The sequence below is a fragment of the Desulfurococcaceae archaeon MEX13E-LK6-19 genome, from assembly GCA_029637525.1.
Classification (GTDB): Archaea; Thermoproteota; Thermoprotei_A; order Sulfolobales; family Desulfurococcaceae; genus MEX13ELK6-19.
The window spans coordinates 1821893-1840618 of record CP072660.1 but is presented as its reverse complement, the minus strand read 5'-3'; the positions used below and the strand labels follow the sequence as shown (position 1 = coordinate 1840618).

18 protein-coding genes are annotated in these 18726 nt (G+C 38.3%); 10 read left to right on the top strand and 8 right to left on the bottom strand.

The annotated features are described in order from the left end of the window. Window positions 1–156: 156 nt before the first annotated feature. Window positions 157–1956: a hypothetical protein gene (locus J4526_09395; GenBank protein WFO75261.1), complete on the bottom strand. Its 1800-nt coding sequence runs from the start codon at window positions 1954–1956 to the stop codon at window positions 157–159. A 163-nt stretch (window positions 1957–2119) separates the two neighbouring features. On the opposite strand from J4526_09395, the gene J4526_09390 reads away from it, so the two are divergent. Then, window positions 2120–3046 carry a hydroxyacid dehydrogenase gene (locus tag J4526_09390; protein ID WFO75260.1) on the top strand — a complete coding sequence of 309 codons (927 nt, stop codon included), beginning with the start codon at window positions 2120–2122 and terminating at the stop codon, window positions 3044–3046. A gap of 100 nt (window positions 3047–3146) precedes the next feature. After that, window positions 3147–4013, top strand: coding sequence for a ParB N-terminal domain-containing protein (locus J4526_09385; protein ID WFO75259.1), 867 nt, complete (start codon window positions 3147–3149; stop codon window positions 4011–4013). Window positions 4014–4107: 94 nt separating this feature from the next. Here J4526_09385 and J4526_09380 read toward each other — a convergent pair whose 3' ends face one another. After that, entirely contained in the window at window positions 4108–4314 is a 207-nt protein-coding gene (locus J4526_09380) for a hypothetical protein (GenBank protein ID WFO75258.1), read from the bottom strand. Between the two features lie 163 nt (window positions 4315–4477). Here J4526_09380 and J4526_09375 point away from each other — a divergent pair, with 163 nt between their 5' ends. Further along, a complete protein-coding gene (locus J4526_09375) occupies window positions 4478–4663 on the top strand; it encodes a hypothetical protein (protein ID WFO75257.1) in 186 nt (61 codons plus the stop codon). A gap of 89 nt (window positions 4664–4752) precedes the next feature. Further along, window positions 4753–6321, top strand: coding sequence for a phenylalanine--tRNA ligase subunit alpha (locus J4526_09370; protein WFO76402.1), 1569 nt, complete (start codon window positions 4753–4755; stop codon window positions 6319–6321). Window positions 6322–6325: 4 nt separating this feature from the next. Here the strand turns inward: J4526_09370 and J4526_09365 are convergent, their stop codons facing one another. Beyond that, a complete protein-coding gene (locus tag J4526_09365; GenBank protein WFO75256.1) occupies window positions 6326–6859 on the bottom strand; it encodes a hypothetical protein in 534 nt (177 codons plus the stop codon). 308 nt (window positions 6860–7167) lie between these two features. Here J4526_09365 and J4526_09360 point away from each other — a divergent pair, with 308 nt between their 5' ends. Both J4526_09360 and twy1 read left to right on the top strand, forming a co-directional pair. After that, window positions 7168–7368, top strand: coding sequence for a helix-turn-helix domain-containing protein (locus tag J4526_09360; GenBank protein WFO75255.1), 201 nt, complete (start codon window positions 7168–7170; stop codon window positions 7366–7368). Window positions 7369–7549: 181 nt separating this feature from the next. Continuing rightward, window positions 7550–8650 (top strand): 4-demethylwyosine synthase TYW1, encoded by a 1101-nt coding sequence (gene twy1, locus J4526_09355; GenBank protein ID WFO76401.1) that lies wholly within the window; start codon window positions 7550–7552, stop codon window positions 8648–8650. On the opposite strand, the gene J4526_09350 is transcribed toward twy1, so the two are convergent. From J4526_09350 to J4526_09340, 3 genes are read right to left on the bottom strand one after another with little or no spacing between them, the layout of a single operon-like run. Further along, window positions 8647–9420 (bottom strand): ParB N-terminal domain-containing protein, encoded by a 774-nt coding sequence (locus J4526_09350; GenBank protein ID WFO75254.1) that lies wholly within the window; start codon window positions 9418–9420, stop codon window positions 8647–8649. The genes twy1 and J4526_09350 overlap by 4 nt on opposite strands. A 22-nt stretch (window positions 9421–9442) precedes the next feature. Next, window positions 9443–10519: a DUF711 family protein gene (locus tag J4526_09345; GenBank protein ID WFO75253.1), complete on the bottom strand. Its 1077-nt coding sequence runs from the start codon at window positions 10517–10519 to the stop codon at window positions 9443–9445. A 27-nt stretch (window positions 10520–10546) separates the two neighbouring features. Beyond that, window positions 10547–11335, bottom strand: a complete 789-nt coding sequence (locus J4526_09340) for a hypothetical protein (protein ID WFO75252.1) — start codon at window positions 11333–11335, stop codon at window positions 10547–10549. Between the two features lie 296 nt (window positions 11336–11631). Here J4526_09340 and J4526_09335 point away from each other — a divergent pair, with 296 nt between their 5' ends. The 3 genes from J4526_09335 (at window position 11632) to J4526_09325 (ending at window position 14421) form a co-directional block, all read left to right on the top strand. Continuing rightward, complete coding sequence (locus J4526_09335; protein ID WFO75251.1) at window positions 11632–12312, top strand: hypothetical protein; 681 nt, start codon at window positions 11632–11634, stop codon at window positions 12310–12312. A gap of 79 nt (window positions 12313–12391) precedes the next feature. Next, window positions 12392–13132, top strand: coding sequence for an ABC transporter ATP-binding protein (locus J4526_09330; protein ID WFO75250.1), 741 nt, complete (start codon window positions 12392–12394; stop codon window positions 13130–13132). Continuing rightward, window positions 13129–14421, top strand: coding sequence for an ABC transporter permease (locus tag J4526_09325; GenBank protein WFO75249.1), 1293 nt, complete (start codon window positions 13129–13131; stop codon window positions 14419–14421). The genes J4526_09330 and J4526_09325 overlap by 4 nt, the downstream gene beginning before the upstream one ends. On the opposite strand, the gene J4526_09320 is transcribed toward J4526_09325, so the two are convergent. After that, window positions 14405–15934, bottom strand: coding sequence for an NAD(P)H-hydrate dehydratase (locus tag J4526_09320; protein WFO75248.1), 1530 nt, complete (start codon window positions 15932–15934; stop codon window positions 14405–14407). The two genes, J4526_09325 and J4526_09320, sit on opposite strands and share 17 nt — an antisense overlap. A gap of 134 nt (window positions 15935–16068) precedes the next feature. Between J4526_09320 and J4526_09315 the strand changes: the two genes are divergently transcribed. Further along, window positions 16069–17367 (top strand): cysteine desulfurase, encoded by a 1299-nt coding sequence (locus tag J4526_09315; GenBank protein ID WFO75247.1) that lies wholly within the window; start codon window positions 16069–16071, stop codon window positions 17365–17367. Window positions 17368–17417: 50 nt separating this feature from the next. On the opposite strand, the gene apgM is transcribed toward J4526_09315, so the two are convergent. Next, entirely contained in the window at window positions 17418–18707 is a 1290-nt protein-coding gene (gene apgM / locus J4526_09310) for a 2,3-bisphosphoglycerate-independent phosphoglycerate mutase (protein WFO75246.1), read from the bottom strand. Window positions 18708–18726: the final 19 nt, after the last annotated feature.

Below are 18726 nucleotides of genomic sequence, written 5' to 3'. Positions count from 1 at the left end.
CCTCAGAACGCACTCAATTATATTATAGTTATGGTAAGGCTTTAAATAACTATTGACTCGGTAACAGTTCGTTATTATCATCTATTTGTGGGAAATATATAGGAATCTAAATAGTTTGATACATATAATAAACTGAACCACTTCTGCTTATCTAATCTAAGTTTTTTGATTAGTTTCTGGCGTCTTGATAACAAGTATTACTGGTATCCAGCAGGTATTGTTGATATCACTGGGGCTCATAGGTATAGGTGGAAAAGTTACTCTACTTGCTACAACGTAGTAAAGATAATGGTCATAGTCTAGAACATATTTTGTTGCTATGTCGTATCGCGCTGGAGTACCTACTGTTGGGATTCCTGCTCTGTTTAGTACAAATTTCTCTTCAAGTTCATGTATTTTGGATAGCATTTTCTCGCTTCTATTATAATATGGGAGCTTAAACCATGGATGGCTTCTGAGCAAGTTGTTTATTGCTTCTAAACCACTCCAATATGAAATATCAGCGAATTCTCCATATGGTGTTTCTATAATATACCTAAATGGATAGTAATGATCTAGACCCCATACAACATTTTTCTCCAACAGGAATAATAGCTCGCCAGGACGGTAAGCCATTTTTTCATAGATACTTGTCCCACCAGTATTAACAACTTCCAGAATGTAATCAGGGCTCCTATCGCCATCAAAATCTATTCCTGAAAAAAGTAGTCCTCCTTCATACATGTATGGTTGTTCTGGTGGTACATTAAACTGATTTGTCTTATTAACATAAATACTTGGTACAACCACTATGCCGACACTATGGCCTAACCCTGTTACACGTGCATGCATGAATAATATGAAATAAGGTAATCTGAATACGAGATTATATACTTCCATTCCTGTAAGGGAGTGTTCATAACAGAAACCACCGATTCTGGCTAATTCTGGAAGACAATAAACAAGGGTATTTTCGGGGTAATAGTATGGTTTGTATACCATGAGTTTACTAGCGGTCTTTAATGCATAATAATAGTATTCTGCTTCACTAGTATTAGCTGGTAAAGCAAGATTGAGTGCTAATGAGAAAACTAAGCTACGATAAAATAGGCTCCAAAGTATTTCTGTACTACATCCAGTATATGGATATTCTTCAAGAATAGCTATGTATTCCAAATATATTCTCGAATTATTTTTCAATACAAGTGATGGTTTGTTTGATATAATAAATGTTTTGTAAAGTGCCCATCTCCATTTGCCGGGTTTTACTTTCTCCTTGTAGACATCCCCTATCGGTGGGGGTCTGCCATAGAACTTATGAACTTCAAGAAAGAATCTATAGGCATCCAAGTCATAGGGGTGGGCGTAAATTATGAATTTAAGCGTTGTTATATTGTATATCTTTGTATCATCGTAACCTATAATGATATTGTCGTTATTAACTACTGCTAATAAAATAATTTCTACTCCATGAGGTAGGAGTATTCTACCTATCCTTATGATGCCTGACAGGCTATGTTTTATGGACGTGTTTTTGAACATTTGATCATAAATCGATATATGAAGCTTGATATTCTTTAGTCCATATTTCTTATAGAGCTCCATGGGATCGTTGAATAAAATAACTCTTGTAGCAGGGCCTACACCATTACTGTCTATAAGCCATACTCTATAAACATCGAACAAGCTTTGGTTTCTTGCCCAATTGTAGTCAAATAACATTGTCCTCAATTTACCTAGTAAAAGAGTTACATTGGGATTCTTTATGTTGACTGTTTTAAGGCTTCTCCATATGCTTGTTCCTGCAAGAGAACTATATGATGCATCATCAATGGGTGATGTAGTAAATAATTTATTAGTTTTAGAGCTTGGTGGTTTAATGTATATTTCAATGTAGTTCATGAAAAATGTGGTTATAATTACCATAAGCATTAACATTGTAGCTGTAAATAAAATTGATTTTTCCTTCTTAATCACGACACTAGTACCTAGGTTTATTATATATCAACTACCTACAAAAACCTATAGTATTTCATATAACTTTTGCATGAATTACCAATGTCGTGTCGGGTTTAGAGTAGGAGATTTTATCTGAGACAGCCTATAGTTCTCTAGTGCGAAGTTGTAAGGTGACATGAAAATGAAGGTTCTCGTTGCAGCACCTATACATCCTGAAGCAATAGAGAAGCTGAAGCAAGAAGGTTTCGAGGTAGTATACAAAGAATATCCCAGTGAAGAAGAATTAATAGAGCTCGTCAAAGACGTAGATGCATTGATTGTAAGAAGTAAACCTGTTGTAACAAAGAAAGTGATTGACGCTGCCGAGAAACTAAAAGTTATAGGTAGAGCGGGTGTCGGTATAGATAACATTGATGTTGAGGCAGCTAAAGCAAAAGGTATAGAAGTAGTTAACACTCCAGGGGCACCAACTAGAAGTGTTGCAGAGTTAGCAATAGGGTTAATGATAGATGTTTTGAGAAAGATAGCGTTCTCCGACAGAAAAATGAGAGAAGGTAAATGGCCTAAGAAAGAAGCACTAGGACATGAGCTTTACGGTAAAACCCTTGGCGTAATCGGTATGGGTAGGATTGGTAGAGAAGTCGCTAGAATAGCGTATTATGGCTTCAATATGAAGATCCTATACTACGATGTTGTTAGATGCTCTAAAGAATTTGAGGAAGAACTAAAAATGAAATATGTTGACCTCGACACGTTACTTAAAGAAAGCGATATTGTGACCATACATGTGCCGTTAGTCAAAGAAACATATCATCTCATTGATGAAAACAAGCTTAAGTTAATGAAGAAAACAGCTATTCTAATCAATACAGCTAGAGGAGCAGTTGTTGACACAAACGCTCTTGTGAAAGCATTAAAAGAAGGATGGATTGCTGGAGCAGGTCTCGACGTCTATGAAGAGGAGCCATTACCACCAGACCACCCATTAAGACAACTTGATAACGTTGTACTAACACCTCATATTGGCGCAAATACTTGGGAAGCACAAGAAAGAGCAGGCATGCAAATAGTTGAAAAAATAATTGAAATCCTCAAGAAGAAGACATAATAATCAGGTTTTCTTCACTTTTTTCTTTACTTCTTTTTTCCTTTCTTACTCTTGTAAGGAATCATTAAAATTTCTCTCTTAGCTAGAAATTATTAGGTGGATGGGATTGTCTAATGCATACGAGATAAAAACGCCATTAATTACATTAAAAATAACTATTGAGGAAGTAAAGAAACTACATATCCACGAAGAAATAATTCCAGAAATTCTTGACTGGCTAGTAGAGAAAATAAAGAAAGACAAATTCTTCAAGGACCCGATCATAGTCGATGAAAAAACTCTTGTAGTACTCGACGGCATGCATCGTGTCGCTGCAACAGAAAAACTAGGATTCCCATACATACCAGTATGTCTTGTTGACTACGATAATCCCAACATAAAACTAGGCTCATGGTGTAGAATAATCAAGAAGGGTCCAGGGAATTTCGATAACATACTTGAAATAATTAAGAGTCTAGGCTTTAGCCTACAAGAAGTACAGAAAGATGAAATATTTGATCTATTAAAGGAGAGGAAAGCAATCTCAATAGCCACTTATGGAGAAAAATACATTAGTATAATTTATCCTGAAAAAGACATAAAGAAAATATACGATCTAATAAAAAAGATTGAGGAAAAACTCAAAGAAGAAGGCTACGAGATTGGCTACGTCACCGAAGACGAAGCTCTCTCTATGGCGTCTAAAAAAGAGGTTATAGCATCTTTGATCACACCAACAGTTACAAAACAAGAAGTAAGAGAAGTTGCTTTACGCGGAGAGGTATTCACTCATAAAACAACAAGACACGTCATACCCGCGAGACCACTCAACATAAACATACCGTTAAACTGGTTGACTGGAGAAATACCTCTCGAAGAAGCTAGGAAGAAATTAGTGGACTTGTTATCGAATAAAAAGATAAAAAGACTGCCACCCGGCACTGTTCTTGATAGAAAATATGAAGAAGAACTTTATGTATTTGAGTAAAGGCTGTAATAACATAATTTAGTTTCCCATCCCCTATTCTTTTATTTTTCTTCTTGAGTTAATGTTAGCTAGCAGTATAATTTCTAGATTTATGTTACTGTTTTTCATAAAACTTCTTATATGGAGATTCCAAGAAGAATCCTTGTTTACACTTTGGGCAAACTACCAAAGGAGGTCTTTCTCTTTCCTCCCTAACTACATCATTGGTATTAGTTGTATACAGTACCACTTCATATATGAAATAGAAGTCTTTAGGCTCGCCTGTGAATCCGCAATACGGGCATGTGATCTTTTTGCTCACTATCCTGCACCTGTATGAATAATTGGTTAGTAATAGTATTATTCTTTCCCCATTAATTACCCTGTAAACAGAATAGTAGAACAATCATTGGGTACATGGTATATTCGATTTAATACTAGTTTGCATAAAGATAGAGATAGTGGTTGAAAACGGGTAGTATGTAATGTCAATCTTGAAACCAGATGATTTGATGAAGAAAAAGAAAGAACTAATAAATGAAGTTTTAAAAGATCTCTCTCCCGATGTTAGAGAGGCAGCTAGAAGAATACTCGAAGAACTACCTTATGAAAGATTGCTTGATAGAAGAGATGTATTGGTTTTCTTGAAAAAGAAAGGGCTTGTAAAATAGAACTGAACTCCATGAGTATTGGACAGTATACATTTATGGTGAACCGAGGATAGAGTTTATTACCAGTATGGGAAGTGTATAGAGTAGTCATAGGTGTTAATAGTTTGGAGAAGATTACTGTAACTCCTAGGCAGTACAAGATAATAGAAGAACTTGTGGACAAAACCGATTTTGTTGAGCTAAGTGCTGTTGCTAGGAAGATTGGGTTAAGAATAGAAGACTTGATGAGGGATCTAGCTGAGCTTGAAGCTAAAGAGCTTGTCGTTATTTCAAGAAAAACCATTGAGAAAATAGTACTCACTGATGAAGCGAAGTTTGTTCTTGAAAAAGGATTCCCCGAAGAAATAGTTTACAGAGCAGTGGAGAAGTGTGTAGGAAAAAGAGTTGATGAATTTATTGATTGTGTCGTAAGAGAAACTGGTATTGATAAAGAGCATGCTACTATAGGGTTCCAATACCTTGTCAAAGGGAAATGCTTGAGAGTAATTAATGGTCTTGTAGAGTACTCCTCTCAGCAAGAATGTGTCAACATTATTGAAAACGCAGGTTTCCTCAAATCAGTGCTGAAAAACATACTGGCAGGCGGAAAAGCGTCGCCAGATATAATTAAGGTTCTTAAACGTAGGAAAATGGTTACAGTCGAGAAATCAAGTGTAGTACTTGTAAAGCCCACTGATAAACTCAAGAACTTATGGAGTAAGAAAGCGATTGAGAAAGCTGAACTAGTAACAGTCGTTACTCCTGAGTTAGTGGAAAAGGGATTATTTGATAAGATTATGATCAAAGAATTTGATTTATCGGTTACACCGCCAAGAATGCGCATTGCTAGGAAGAATCCTTACATGGAGTTCCTCGATCTAGCTAGAGAAATACTTGTATCAATGGGTTTTGAAGAAGTGAAAGGGCCACATGTTGAGCTCGAGTTCTGGAATTTCGATGCACTATTCCAGGCGCAGGATCATCCTGCACGAGAAATCCATGATACATTCTTTCTCGAGACAAGTTTCCGTGGCAAGGTAGTAGAGGAATTATTGGAAAGAGCAAGACGCATACATGAAAAAGGATGGAAGTATAAATGGAGTGTAGACAAAGCACTAACACCTGTCTTGAGAACTCAAACTACAGCTGTTTCAGCCAGGATAATATATGAGAGAGGTCCAGGAGAATATAGATGCTTCACCATCGACAGAGTGTTTAGGCCTGAAACTCTTGACGCGAAACACGCAATGGAGTTCTACCAGTTGGATGGAATTATTGTAGGGAAGAACGTATCGTTCAAGGATCTTCTTGCATTCTTCAGAGAGTTTGCAGCAGCACTAGGTATAAAGGAGATATGGTTCAAGCCAGGATACTTCCCATTTACCGAGCCTAGTGTTGAAGGCTTCATTAAGCATCCTAAACTCGGTTGGGTAGAGGTGTTCCCAGGAGGAGTATTTAGACCCGAGGTAATGGAGATTCTCGGGGCAGGCAGTGTTAGGGCGGTGGCATGGGGTATAGGCATAGATAGAGTTGCTATGACAGTCCTCGGAATAGAGGATATAAGAGACCTGTTCTCGCCGGACCTAGACTTCCTAGAGAAATTAAGAACACCAACACTACCCTACTTCCTACGGAAAACAAGCGCCCAAGAAGTAAAAGTCGTGAAAGCACCATTTTAATAATTTAACCAAATTCTCTCAGAAACACACCTAGATCAAATAAATTCTTGAACACAGGCTCTTCTCTTTTATCATTAATAATCTTCCTTAGCATCTCGCCTTTTACAATGGGTTTAGCAGCTCCTACAACAGTATTGTCGCGTGGATCAATGACTGCTACAACATTATCTATTGGCTCGTAAAACCTTGTTATTGAGGAAGCGAAAATATCTCCTCCGTATAGAAAAATCTCTAGAGCTTTTTTATTAACAACAATACACGCCTTAAACCCAAACATACTATAAATACTGCTATAAAGCCAAGGCGATAAAAACACATCACCGCCTATTATACCAGCAATCCATCTGCCTTGATAGATAACTGTATCCAAGTTTTCATCGTCTTCATAGACTATACATAATTCATCAAAACAGGTTTTAACCAATTTCTTAAACTGAAGATGAACCATAGGCACATCCAGAACGTCCTCTAGATAATGCTTTATAAGCGATACCTCATTCCTACTAAGTATTGCTTTCTTAAACGCTATTTTCTTCACGTCTCAAACTACACCTAATTTAATTGATGGCTATAGCGAAGTAAAATATTTCTTACACGACCCAAATATAACATAAATGAATGAAGAATACAAGGATGGGCCCTTGCTGATATAGTGATGAAGGTTTCGCGCCCGGATCACTTTCCTCAAATCTTTTCCCTGAATAATCTTCATTATCAATAAGATCATATGTTAGTAAAATGCCTTCTATGTCAACCAATGTAATTCTCTTGATCTTGAGCAGGATCAATTTTAAAAAGGTGTTTGGATCAGATCTAGTTAGAGAATCGAATGGGGGTTGAGAAGCAATGTCTGAGAGAAAGACTGCCAAGGAGATCGTATTAGAGGTACTTAAAAAAGAGAAAAGACCCCTAACACCTAAAGAGATCCAGAAAATAACTGGCTTAAACTACAATACAATAAGGGGCAGATTACAGGATCTCAAGAGAGAAGGACTTGCTGTTAGAACAGAGAGTGGATGGATGTACAAGGAATACGTTAAAAAATAACTCAAGCAAGAAGTTTCATGAAAAGGATTATATTGAATAACTGCCTAAGTTTTTTAATACATAAAAAAGACTCCTTTTCTAACATTGTATTATTCAATATTCATTGCGGTATGATATTATAACCCGCTTATACATTATAGGTAGAGTAGCGGGGTGCATGAAATACATGGCTGACAAACTATTGAGACTTAGTATTGACTGGGATGAAATTAGAAGGAAACGTGAAGAATTTTGGAAGAGCAGTCCCGCATATCAGAGGATATACGAGATCCTGAAAAAACAAGGTTACCATATAATAGGAACCATAGGGGCAATAAAGAGATGCTATTGGACGAAAGAGGCACTTGTTAGACGGAGATTCTGTTATAAGTGCTTATGGTATGGTATCGAAAGTCACCGTTGTATACAGATGACACCAGTTGTAGCCTGGTGCTGGAATAGATGTCTGCATTGTTGGAGACTTCAGCCAGAAGATATCGGTATGGAATGGGATGAAACAAAACCACCAGTCATAGATGACCCAGAGGTACTTGTCGAAGAGAGTATTATTGAATTCAGGAAAGTTGTTAGTGGATTCAAAGGCAATCCTCGTGTAGACCCCAAAATGTATGAAGAAGCACTACAGCCAAATCAAGCAGCCATTAGTCTTGCTGGCGAACCCACACTCTATCCAAGAATAGGTGAACTCATAAGAGAATACAAGAAGAGAGGATTTTCAACATTTCTAGTTACACATGCTTATAGACCTGATGTATTAGCCAGTCTTGAAGAAGAACCTAGCCAGCTCTATATTAGTCTTGAGTCATGGAACAAGAAGATGTATATGGAGTTTAATAGACCTATAGTCCCGGGTGCATGGGATCTTGTTTTGAAAACTATTGAACTTGTTCCATCATTTAAAGCACCAACAGTATTTAGAATAACTATAATCAAGGGCTTCAATATGAGTGACAAAGATGCTGAAGGATTTGCTAAACTTATTGAAAAAGGTAATCCTACTTACGTTGAAGTAAAAGCGTACATGTACATGGGAAGAAGTAGAGGTAGGTTGTCAGCAGAAAGTATGCCTTCGCATGAAGAAGTAAGAGAATTTGCCAAGAAACTAGCAGAAAAAACCGGCTACATGGTATTATCGGAGAGTATTCCTAGTAGAATAGTATTGCTTAGCAGAGTCAAGAAGCCAAAGAGGTTTGGCAAAGGTTGTCCTGGCGGGGTGGAAGAACCGGAGAAATGGTGTTCACCTTTATCCAAGGAATACGAGGAATTAAAGGAAGCTGGCTAAGTTTTCTTGAAAGCCTTTTTATAACAATAACTACTCGTAAACTTTGGTTCTCCAAAATACTTGCTTGTTTCGATAAGACCTATAGGCTTGTTTAACGTGAATACAATAGCTTCAACCTTATTGCATCCACTAAGTAATGCTGCACATACACGTGTATGGCCATCAACAACATAATACTTGTCATAGTATTTATAGACAAGAACGGGTGGGACCTCGGGTCCATAGAATTTTGTTACGGGTTTCGCGAGAGGTTGAGTTGCAATAAGGTTGTCTATACTTACTTGTTCTCTCCATAATTTAGCTATAGATTTGTGGCGTGCTTCTAGGAATCCTATGATATTAATTATATGTTTCCAAGTTGCAGCAACAGGATCGCTTGGTGTCACAGGGGGATTCACTATTGGTGTATCCTTTAATGGCATCATTATGCGTGGCTTATAGCTTGGTGCTTCAATAAGGTATGCATCAACTAGTTTATCTAACCATAGGGAAACTCTAGATCTATGATGTCCATCAAATATGTAGAGTCTACCCATATAGCCTAGTATGACAATTATCGGTGCATCATATCCCTCATAGAGCATTGCCTTGAGGACAATACCTAGTTTATCACTCTCTAGGCCAGATTCAGTAGAATACAGCCTTTGTGGGTTAAGCTTTCTCTTTCCTACAAAACGCAGGGTATAATCTCTGCTCAAGAATTTTATTATGTAGGGTATCCTCCGCTCTATATCGCGCCATGTATCGAGTTTTAATCTACTGAGAGCCATTATACCGGACCATATGGTTATGTTAGTATGGGATCACGGGGACCTTGCCGAACTTGCCTAGATCGATGATATCACCGGGTTCTTTATCTTCAACAGGTATAACTCTTAGCCCCATGATTTTCCTCTTTACAATGGCTATTGATCTTGCATCAAGAATGTATCTTGTAAGCTTGTTCTTATCCCATGGAACAACAATCATGTCGGGACCTGTAATACATACTGATGAGAATAAGAGGAAATCTCTTGCTTTGATATTATTTTTGAATGATATTTCTTTCAGTCCATCATCTTCAGCTAATGGCAGCATTACCTCATTATAACCAATTGCATGCGGTTTTCCGCTTGTGACTTCTCTTAGTATATTGTTCAGAATGGCTATTCCGTTTATGAAGCCGGGTTCATTGGGTAAAGCACCTGTTATTGCGGTCACAAGATTTGCTACGCTCTCCTCCATCCATGGGCTAATGGAGAAGTCTATTCCGATACGTGTTTTTATTTGCGAAAGGGCATCGATAAGATCTGTTTCTATGGCTCGAATGGCTTTCCTTAACCCACGTAATCCTCTTTTGCTATATACATCTCTCAGCAAGTTGGGGTAAAGTAGGGCTATACCAACACCTAATCCGTTTATACTAGTTGATAATGGGAAATAGGGTGTTTCTATTGTTGCTCTTGTAAGTGATAAAGCGATTTGAGAACAGTAAATAGGATTTATGTTGGCTACTACATGAAGTAGTTCGGCTACATTTAGGAAATCAGTTTCGTTACGTGGTATCAACGGTACGTAAAATCCTTTTTCTAGAAGCTCCATTAGTATTTTCACTTGGATTCTTTCTATCAATAAACCTCCTATGCTCACCATTATGTCTCCTGATACGAATTCAGTAAGTAAAGATGGAAGATGTTCATATGCCGATGGAGGTGGTTGTGGGAAACTTATTCTTTTTGTCCAAACACTATAACCTCTTTCTTTTAATTCGTCAATAGATTTGACAAGAAGATCTTCTGCTTCCTCAATAACATGCTTAATAAATCCTCGTCCCCAGTCATCTATTCTTCTTGTAAACACGGTGACACTACGGATTACTGGTTTTCTCAAACTAATCACCTGTATTCCTAGATATACTCAGACTAGGCGATACTCTTTTCCTCCATGAAGATATACTTTCCCCTCTTTCTTCATCTCCTCTAGCAAAATCTTTTCGTCCTCGGGAAGTTTTTCTGCATTGCGGCGACTTATAGGAAACTTAGAAAGGAATGCTTGATAGAACTCACCATCAACTGCCAAGGAGCCGATTATTACTATTTTACCAGTATATGTTAGTGATCTAAGTTTTTCTCCTAAGACTCTCTCGGCTTCCAGAACAGGCATAACAGGTCTTGGTAATTTTTCTTCAACATGTCTCTTGGTTTTTATCCTCTCTACACTTTTTTCTTTAATCTTCTTAATGAGAGTCCTTATATTTGCAAGCTCCTCTTTGAGATGGAGTAACTCATTTTCTAATGCTGTGATCTTTTTCTCGATATTTTCTAGATTCTTCTCAATAGATTTGATATCGTGTGTTACGGCTTTGATGTTGTTTGTATCCTTTATGTCTTTACGGGTAATGGCTTCTTCTTTAGGTTTTGATACTTGCATTGTTTTCTGTTGTACAAGGGCTTCTTGTTTGGTTTCTTGTTCTTGTTGAATAACTTGTTCTGTAGTGGATATTTTTCCTACAACGTATTCTCCGCTTTTAGTCAAAATGTAGCCGTTACCAACTTTCTCTATAATTCCCTTATTTTTTAGTCTGTAGAGAATTGCACGGGCCAAGTTAATGTTTATACCGAGATAAGATGCTACATCCTTGACACTAGCTCCTGGATAATCTTTGAGGAATAGCAACACTCTTGTTGTCAGGGATTTTTCTTGCACTCTACTCGACCCCTCGATCCTAATATAGTGTATTGTTATACCATACTATTAATAGTATCTAAAAATGGGAATGAGTAGGATATCAGCATCCGGCTTCTCAGCATATCTGTTTCTCTCAGAGACTCCCTTCTTCATCACTAGATTAAACAATAATAAATTTCGTACTTGCATGTAATCTAGTCCTATATCCACATTATAAATATATGTCTCAAAACACCTTAAGAGCGTATAAGTGCATATGTTTAACGGAGAAAATATGTTTAATAAAAGAGGTCTTACAGTCTCAAAGGTGAGTTATGGTGTATATAGGTGTTGATAAAACGATATTGCAGAAAGCCGCTAAAAATTATGAGTTCATGTGGTTTCCAATGGCGTTGATGGAAATACCCAGCTGTAAACCTAATGAGAAATACCTCGTTGATTGTTGTATAAACGAGTACACAGAACCAAAAGGTGTTTCAAGGTTCTTCTTGATCAATAAAATTCCTAGTAAGGTAAACATACTCTATGCACCAACATTAAGAGTCCCTCATGGCGAGAGAAAGAGATGTACCTTCCAGGAGTTTGTAGACGATATAAACTATGCTATAGCATCATTAGTAAGAGCATCAAAAGAATTTGCTCAATCATCAATAAAACCCTCTAGTCTATGGAAAGCAGCTATTACGAGCCTTATCTTTCCTTTCAGATTAGTTATGGATGCTTCAATGCGTCAAGCTGCTAAAATGGGAGATAGACTCATGTATAGTGTTCTCAGAGATATACTTAAAGTACTATGTCTAGATAAGAAACCCTTACCCGAAATAAGGTGGAATCCCGTATATGTTCTCGTAGGCGTAGACTTCAATGCCAACCATATGACTCTCTTTGTGGGCAATGAACAGATTAGGATGCGTGCATACGAGAAATATGTGTTTAAGAATGAGAAACTCGTTGAAATGATTAAATCGTTGACAAAGAAAATAGACAAAAGCTAATTTAGCGTAGATTTTTCAGTAAAACTATAATATTAGTTGCGTATAATTGTTTAATCCAGTGTAGTTAAGGTGTGGTGAATTGGCTGAGGAGATAGTTGTTGTAAGGGATCTTGTGAAGATATATGCTAAGAACGTAAAAGCAGTTGATAACATCTCCTTTAAGGTACATGAAGGAGAGATTTATGGTCTTATAGGACCTAATGGTGCTGGTAAAACAACTACATTGAGAATAATGGCCACAATTCTCGAGCCAACATCAGGAGATGTATTGATCGCTGGATATAGTGTCACGAAAGAACCTGATAACGTACGGAAGATAATTAGTTATCTCCCGGAAGAAGCCGGTGGGTACAAGTATTTAACTGGTCTAGAGTTTCTCGAATTCATAGCATCGTTCTATTTTAGTGATAAAGATATTATTAGAAAAACAGTTATTGAAGGTGCTAAACTAAGTGGTCTAGGAGAGGCTTTGAATAAGAAAATAAAGACTTATAGCAAAGGAATGCTTAGGCGATTACTTGTAGCAAAAACACTCATGGTTAAACCAAAAGTCGCTATTCTCGATGAACCTACTAGCGGTCTTGATGTTGTAAATGCGGTGAAAGTTAGAGAGGCAATAAAATCATATGCAAAGGAATATGGGGTAACAGTTGTCTTATCAAGTCATAACATGCTTGAAGTAGAGTATCTTTGTGATCGCATAGGTATTATTCATAAAGGCAAATTGCTTATCGAGGGAAGACCCGATGAGTTGAAGGAGAAGTTCGACGCGAAAAACCTAGAAGAAGTATTCACCCGTCTTGTAGGTGAGGAGCAATGAGACACTTCAAGACACTTCTATGGAAAGAACTACGTAGTATAATAAGAGATCCAAAGATGTTAATAGCAATGTTCATAGTGCCAATAGTACTCGTCGCAGCAATATATGGTGGTATGGGCTATTTAATGAGAACCAGTTTTGAAGAAGCAAAGAGGGCTGCAGGCTACGTCGCGGTTATAGATGAAGATAAAGGCAACTGGAGTTCATTATTCATTGATTTCTTAGAGAAAAACGCTAGTGCAAAAGTGTATTTAGTAGATAATCCTATTGAAGCATATGAAAAGTACGGAGTAAAAGTTGCAATACTCATTCCCAAAGGATTTAGTCAAAATCTAACCAATAACATTCCAGCTCACGTAAAAATCTATATGATAGCCACATCACTATCGTTTACAGAACTTGGTATAGGTGGTAGAGCATCAGAATACGTATACTCATTCGCTGATAATATATCTAGAACCATTGCCATAAAACATGGAATACCTCAAGACTTTATTAAAACACCGATAAGAACAACACCAGTGATATTAATTGCTTCGCGGAATATTGAAATGAGACCCGAGGAATTATTTGGGACAATATTCTTGTTATCAATAGGAACACCGTTGATAGCACTTATCCTTGTCAGCATGATCGTCCAGTTTGCGGCGACAAGCATGGCTGTAGAGAAAGAAGAGAAGATGCTTGAAACACTATTGAGTCTTCCAGTAAAGAGGACGACTATTCTCGGAGTAAAACTGCTTGTCCCCATAGTTATATCGTTGATCTTTGGAGGAATCTATGGTTTCATAATGATATACTATCTCTTCTATATGTCGACAGCACCAATGGCTGAAGAGAATACTACAGGAGGGGAAGAAAGTGTATCAGTAAATATAACTATACCACCTGAAATGCTGCCATATCTTGCTCTATCTCTTATAGGAGGGATTATTCTAGGTCTGATAATAGCGTTGGTTTTGAGTATGTTTGTAGAAGATGTAAGAACTGCACAGATGGTAAGCGGGTATGTTATCATGCCACTTATTGTCGCGTTAATCTTGCCGATGTTCCTTGATGTAAGTGCATTGGGGAGCTCGGGCAGGCTTGCTATAGCGCTTATCCCATTTATTAACATGGCAATGCTGCCGAAGTTCATGGTTTTAGGATATGACTATGAAGCATTAATTGCTAGTATATCTAATCCAATCTATGCACTAGCTCTACTAGGAATAACGGCAAAATTAATATCGACTGAAAGGATCTTCACGGCAAAATTGTTCCAGAGAAAAGCTAGGCGCCGCTCCTAATGTAGGTCTCTAAGTGCGTTTCCAGTGGACTGCTAAGTATCAATGGTAATATTTCGACTATCCTTGTTGGCGACGGTATTTCTTTTTTAATTGATACAAGATAGTCTCCAGCAAGACCATTTATGTATGCTGCTGTATATGCTGCTACAAATGGGTCTCTTGTTCTGGCTAGGAAAGCTGCTACAATACCTGCAAGCACGTCACCTGTTCCTCCAATACTCATGCCGGGATTACCAGTTTTATTTAACTTATACTTCTCCCCCATGACAATCATGTCGATTGGTGCTTTGAGTAATATTGTTGCTTCTAATCTCTTGGATGCCTCCATTAATCTCTCAATAGCTCTGTTGGTATCTGTCGGTAAAGTTTCGCCAGTTAAGCTCTTATACTCGCCTCTATGGGGTGTCAATACTGTTGTCCATTTGAAGCTTATAGAACCTACTTTAAATGCCTTTAATCCATCGGCATCAATAACCATTGGTATATTCTTCTCGATTAAGAATTTTATGAGTTCCCTAACGAACTCTAGAGTGTCCTCCTCTCTACCAATGCCATTGCCTACAACTACTACATGCGGCCTTGTTTTCTCAATTATATTAACAATCTTGGGTAGATCGTCTTTCTTAAAGTATTCTCCACCTACAGGATAAGTTATTATCTCTGGGGTATAAGATGCTATGATACTCCTGACACTAGCAGGTACAGCGAGAAAAGCTAGGTCAGCACCAGCAGCAAGAGCCGCTGCAGCTACAAGAGCAGGAGCACCAGTATACTCTATCGAACCGCCTACAACAAGTATTCTCCCTCCAACACCTTTGTGTGCATCAAGTGGTTTCTGAGGGATCCTATGTATTACATCGCCTGGTCCAGCGTATATTATTGCATCACGTGGCACACCAATGTTAGCAACAACAATTTCTCCGGCAATATCCTTCTTCTTCAACAACCCGGGCTTAACATCATGGAAAGTAACTGTGACATCAGCTTTAAATGCAACGCCATGGATTTCACCCGTATCGGGATTAAGACCTGTCGGAGTGTCTATGGCTACTCTAAGTCTAGCTCTCGATCTATTGGCTTCTTCAACAAGAGATCTTATAGGTTCTCTTAATTCTCCCTTGACACCAGTACCGAGTAAACCATCTATGATAACTCCAGCATCTTGTAGAACACTTGTATCGCCAGGTTTCGTAAACTCTACTGTGTCAAGTCTCTTAAGGATCTCTAGATTAGCTCTGGCGTCAGGATGTTCTACTTGTTCAAAAGGATAGGCTGGAACCACAGTGACACTGTATCCCCTTCCCGACAAGTATCTGGCAGCTACTAAGGCATCACCACCATTACCACCCTTACCTGCTAAAACAACAACTCTTCCAGCTCCATTAGGGCTTATTCTCTCCTCTACAACACGGGCAACACTTGCACCAGCAGCCTCCATAAGCATTCTCAAAGGTATACCTAAGCCTACGCAATTGGTCTCAATAACCCTCATTTCCTTAACTGTTATAACCATGGAATATACCTCCCGGGGATTTTTCTCTACAAAAAGGTATTCTATTTGTTACAAAATAAATTAGTTCTCTTAATTCTTGGAGATAAAAATAATACAGTTCTATAGGGTTGAATACTAACTGGTGCACGCCAAAAATGTTTGACCCCCATGAGATAAGAAAGGATTTTCCGATACTTGAGAGGATAGTAAACGGGAGGAAGCTGATCTATTTCGATAATGCTGCAACAACACAGAAACCAATCCAAGTCATTAACGCTATTACCGAGTTCTACAAGAAATACAACGCCAATGTACACCGCGGACTGCATACGTTAAGCCAGGAAGCGAGTCAAAAATATGAAGAAGCTCATGAAATATTAGCTAAATTCATCAACGCCCGCTCCTGGGATGAAATTATTTTCTGTAGTAATACTACTGATGCCCTAAACATTGTAGCATATGCATGGGGATTTAAGAACATAAACGAAGGGGATGAAATAGTATTAACTGTTATGGATCATCATAGTTCAATGTTGCCATGGAGGAATATAGCGGCTATAAAACGAGCTAAAGTAAAGTATGTTGACATAACAGATAGAGGCTACTTGAAATATGAGCAGTTAGAGGAGCTTATAACCGAGAAAACCAAGGTTGTAGCCTTCCCAATAATGAGCAATGTTCTTGGCACTATTAATGATGTAAAGAAGATTGTCAAAGTGGCTCATAGTGTTGGCGCTATTGTTGTTGCTGATGGTGCTCAGAGTGTTCCTCATATGCCGACTGATGTACGTGATCTTGATGTTGACTTTTTGGCGTTCAGTGGACACAAAATGCTAGGACCAACAGGGACAGGTGTGTTATGGGGTAAAAAGGATCTTCTTGAAGAAATGATGCCATTTAAGGTTGGTGGGGATACAATAAAGGATGTGACGCTGGATGATGTTGTTTGGCATGATTTGCCTTGGAGGTTTGAGGCGGGTACACCTAATATTGCCGGCGCAATAGGCCTAGCCGAAGCAGCAAAATACCTAATGAAAATAGGGATGGAAAATGTTAGAAAACATGAAATGGAATTAGTTGAATACACCTTAACAAGGATGAGGGAAGAATTTGGTGATATAGAGAGTAGAGAATCAGATATTACGGTGTATGGTCCACTAGATCCACGTGATCGCGGTGGCGTGATCTCATTTAATATAAAAGAGTTAAATCATCATCTTGTTGGCAGGACTCTTGACTTATTTGGAATAGCTGTGAGAACAGGTTTGCATTGTGCACATCCATTACATTATCGCTTAGGTTTGAAGGGTACTGTTAGAGCTAGTTATTACATCTACAATACCAAAGAGGAGATAGAGATATTCATAGATGCGTTAAAGACTATAATTGAGTTAAGGGAAGTATTGAAGAAAGGTGAAGATTTAGTAAAGGATATAATTTGTACCGGAACCTAAACAAGAAGTACATGACTTTAAAAACTATTTTTCTATGCTTAGGAGTATTGTTATTGTTTACGTAAATCTAGGAGTTCAAGTACTTTAGGTAGAAGAATCCATCCATGCTCTATTATGCCTAGTTTTCCTTTCATACACTTCTTCTCTGTTAAAGCATCGACGTCATCAGGCTCTATTCCTTGAGCATATATAGCTATAGGGACAGGATCGTCTGTGTGTGCCCTAACCGATGGCGGTGTTGCATGGTCCGCTGTAACAAGTATTGCAGTATCGCTACTCATGATTTCGAGGAATGGCTGTACAAAGTATTTGTCTATATCTTCTATTCTCTTCTTCTTGAGCTCGAAATCACCATCATGTCCCGGTTCATCAGGGCCTTTCAAGTGAACATAAACAACGTCATGTTTCTTTAAGAGCTCTATAGTTGCATTAAGTCTTATCTCATAGTCTTTTGCAGGATCTTCTGTAGGTAAAGGAACTTCTTTTACGTCGGCGCCAATTATTCTTCCAATACCGAGTTCAACAGGCATTTCCGCCATTAATCCAAAACTCAATCCAAACTTCTCGTTAATGGGTTTAACTCTTGGTATAGTCCCTCCGGCATCTCTTAGCAGTATCACGTTTGCTGGGAGCAATCCTTTTCTCCTTCTCTCTTCGTTGACAGGGTGTTTATCAAGTATCTCGATAGCCTTGTCTATGAATATATTGGCAAGTTCAGCTGTTCTACGTGCTTCTTCGGTTTCCTCCAGAGGCACTACTTTCTTAACATAGGGCTCCATTTTTTCTACAGCAACACTTATCAGACCTTTTCTCGTGTACGCAGGATCGCTGTTGTCAACCATGGGTGATAGCTTATGAGTTTTACTACCTATGATTACTACTGCTCTATGTCCGACAGTTGCCTTAACTCTAGCATACCCGTCATATACGCCAAGCTCCATACCGTCAAGAGCCTTAGCTAGTTCTTGTGCTTCCTCTGTGGAGAGTTTCCTACCTACACGTCGATCGATTAGTTTTCTCGTCTCAGGCTCTATTGTAGCAAAATTAGCTCTAAAAGCAATCTCATATCCTTCTTTTAAGCTCATACCCGCTCCAAGAGCTTCTATAGGTCCTCTGCCAGTGTAACATTTATGTGGATCATAGCTTAGTATTGATAAAACGGCTGCGTCACTTTCTGGTGCTATACCCTTCCCTATAGTGTACATGGCTCCACATAGTCCGTTGCGAGCAATATAGTCTAGTCCTGGCGTATTTGCTTTTTCTAATGTCGTTACAGGGTCGCTTAGTCTATCAGCCATACCGTCAAGCACTAGGTATAGAAGCTTCTTGACTTTTACCATGTAGCAACACCTCTATTAT

What these genes read in the sequence shown, in the direction of transcription:
- J4526_09385 (WFO75259.1), top strand. Translation starts at nt 3,147, where the DNA reads ATGGGATTGTCTAATGCATACGAGATAAAAACGCCATTAATTACATTA.
- J4526_09390 (WFO75260.1), top strand. Translation starts at nt 2,120, where the DNA reads ATGAAGGTTCTCGTTGCAGCACCTATACATCCTGAAGCAATAGAGAAG.
- apgM (WFO75246.1), bottom strand. Translation starts at nt 18,707, where the DNA reads ATGGTAAAAGTCAAGAAGCTTCTATACCTAGTGCTTGACGGTATGGCT.
- J4526_09350 (WFO75254.1), bottom strand. Translation starts at nt 9,420, where the DNA reads ATGGCTCTCAGTAGATTAAAACTCGATACATGGCGCGATATAGAGCGG.
- J4526_09375 (WFO75257.1), top strand. Translation starts at nt 4,478, where the DNA reads ATGTCAATCTTGAAACCAGATGATTTGATGAAGAAAAAGAAAGAACTA.
- J4526_09320 (WFO75248.1), bottom strand. Translation starts at nt 15,934, where the DNA reads ATGGTTATAACAGTTAAGGAAATGAGGGTTATTGAGACCAATTGCGTA.
- J4526_09315 (WFO75247.1), top strand. Translation starts at nt 16,069, where the DNA reads ATGTTTGACCCCCATGAGATAAGAAAGGATTTTCCGATACTTGAGAGG.
- J4526_09360 (WFO75255.1), top strand. Translation starts at nt 7,168, where the DNA reads ATGTCTGAGAGAAAGACTGCCAAGGAGATCGTATTAGAGGTACTTAAA.
- J4526_09335 (WFO75251.1), top strand. Translation starts at nt 11,632, where the DNA reads ATGGTGTATATAGGTGTTGATAAAACGATATTGCAGAAAGCCGCTAAA.
- J4526_09325 (WFO75249.1), top strand. Translation starts at nt 13,129, where the DNA reads ATGAGACACTTCAAGACACTTCTATGGAAAGAACTACGTAGTATAATA.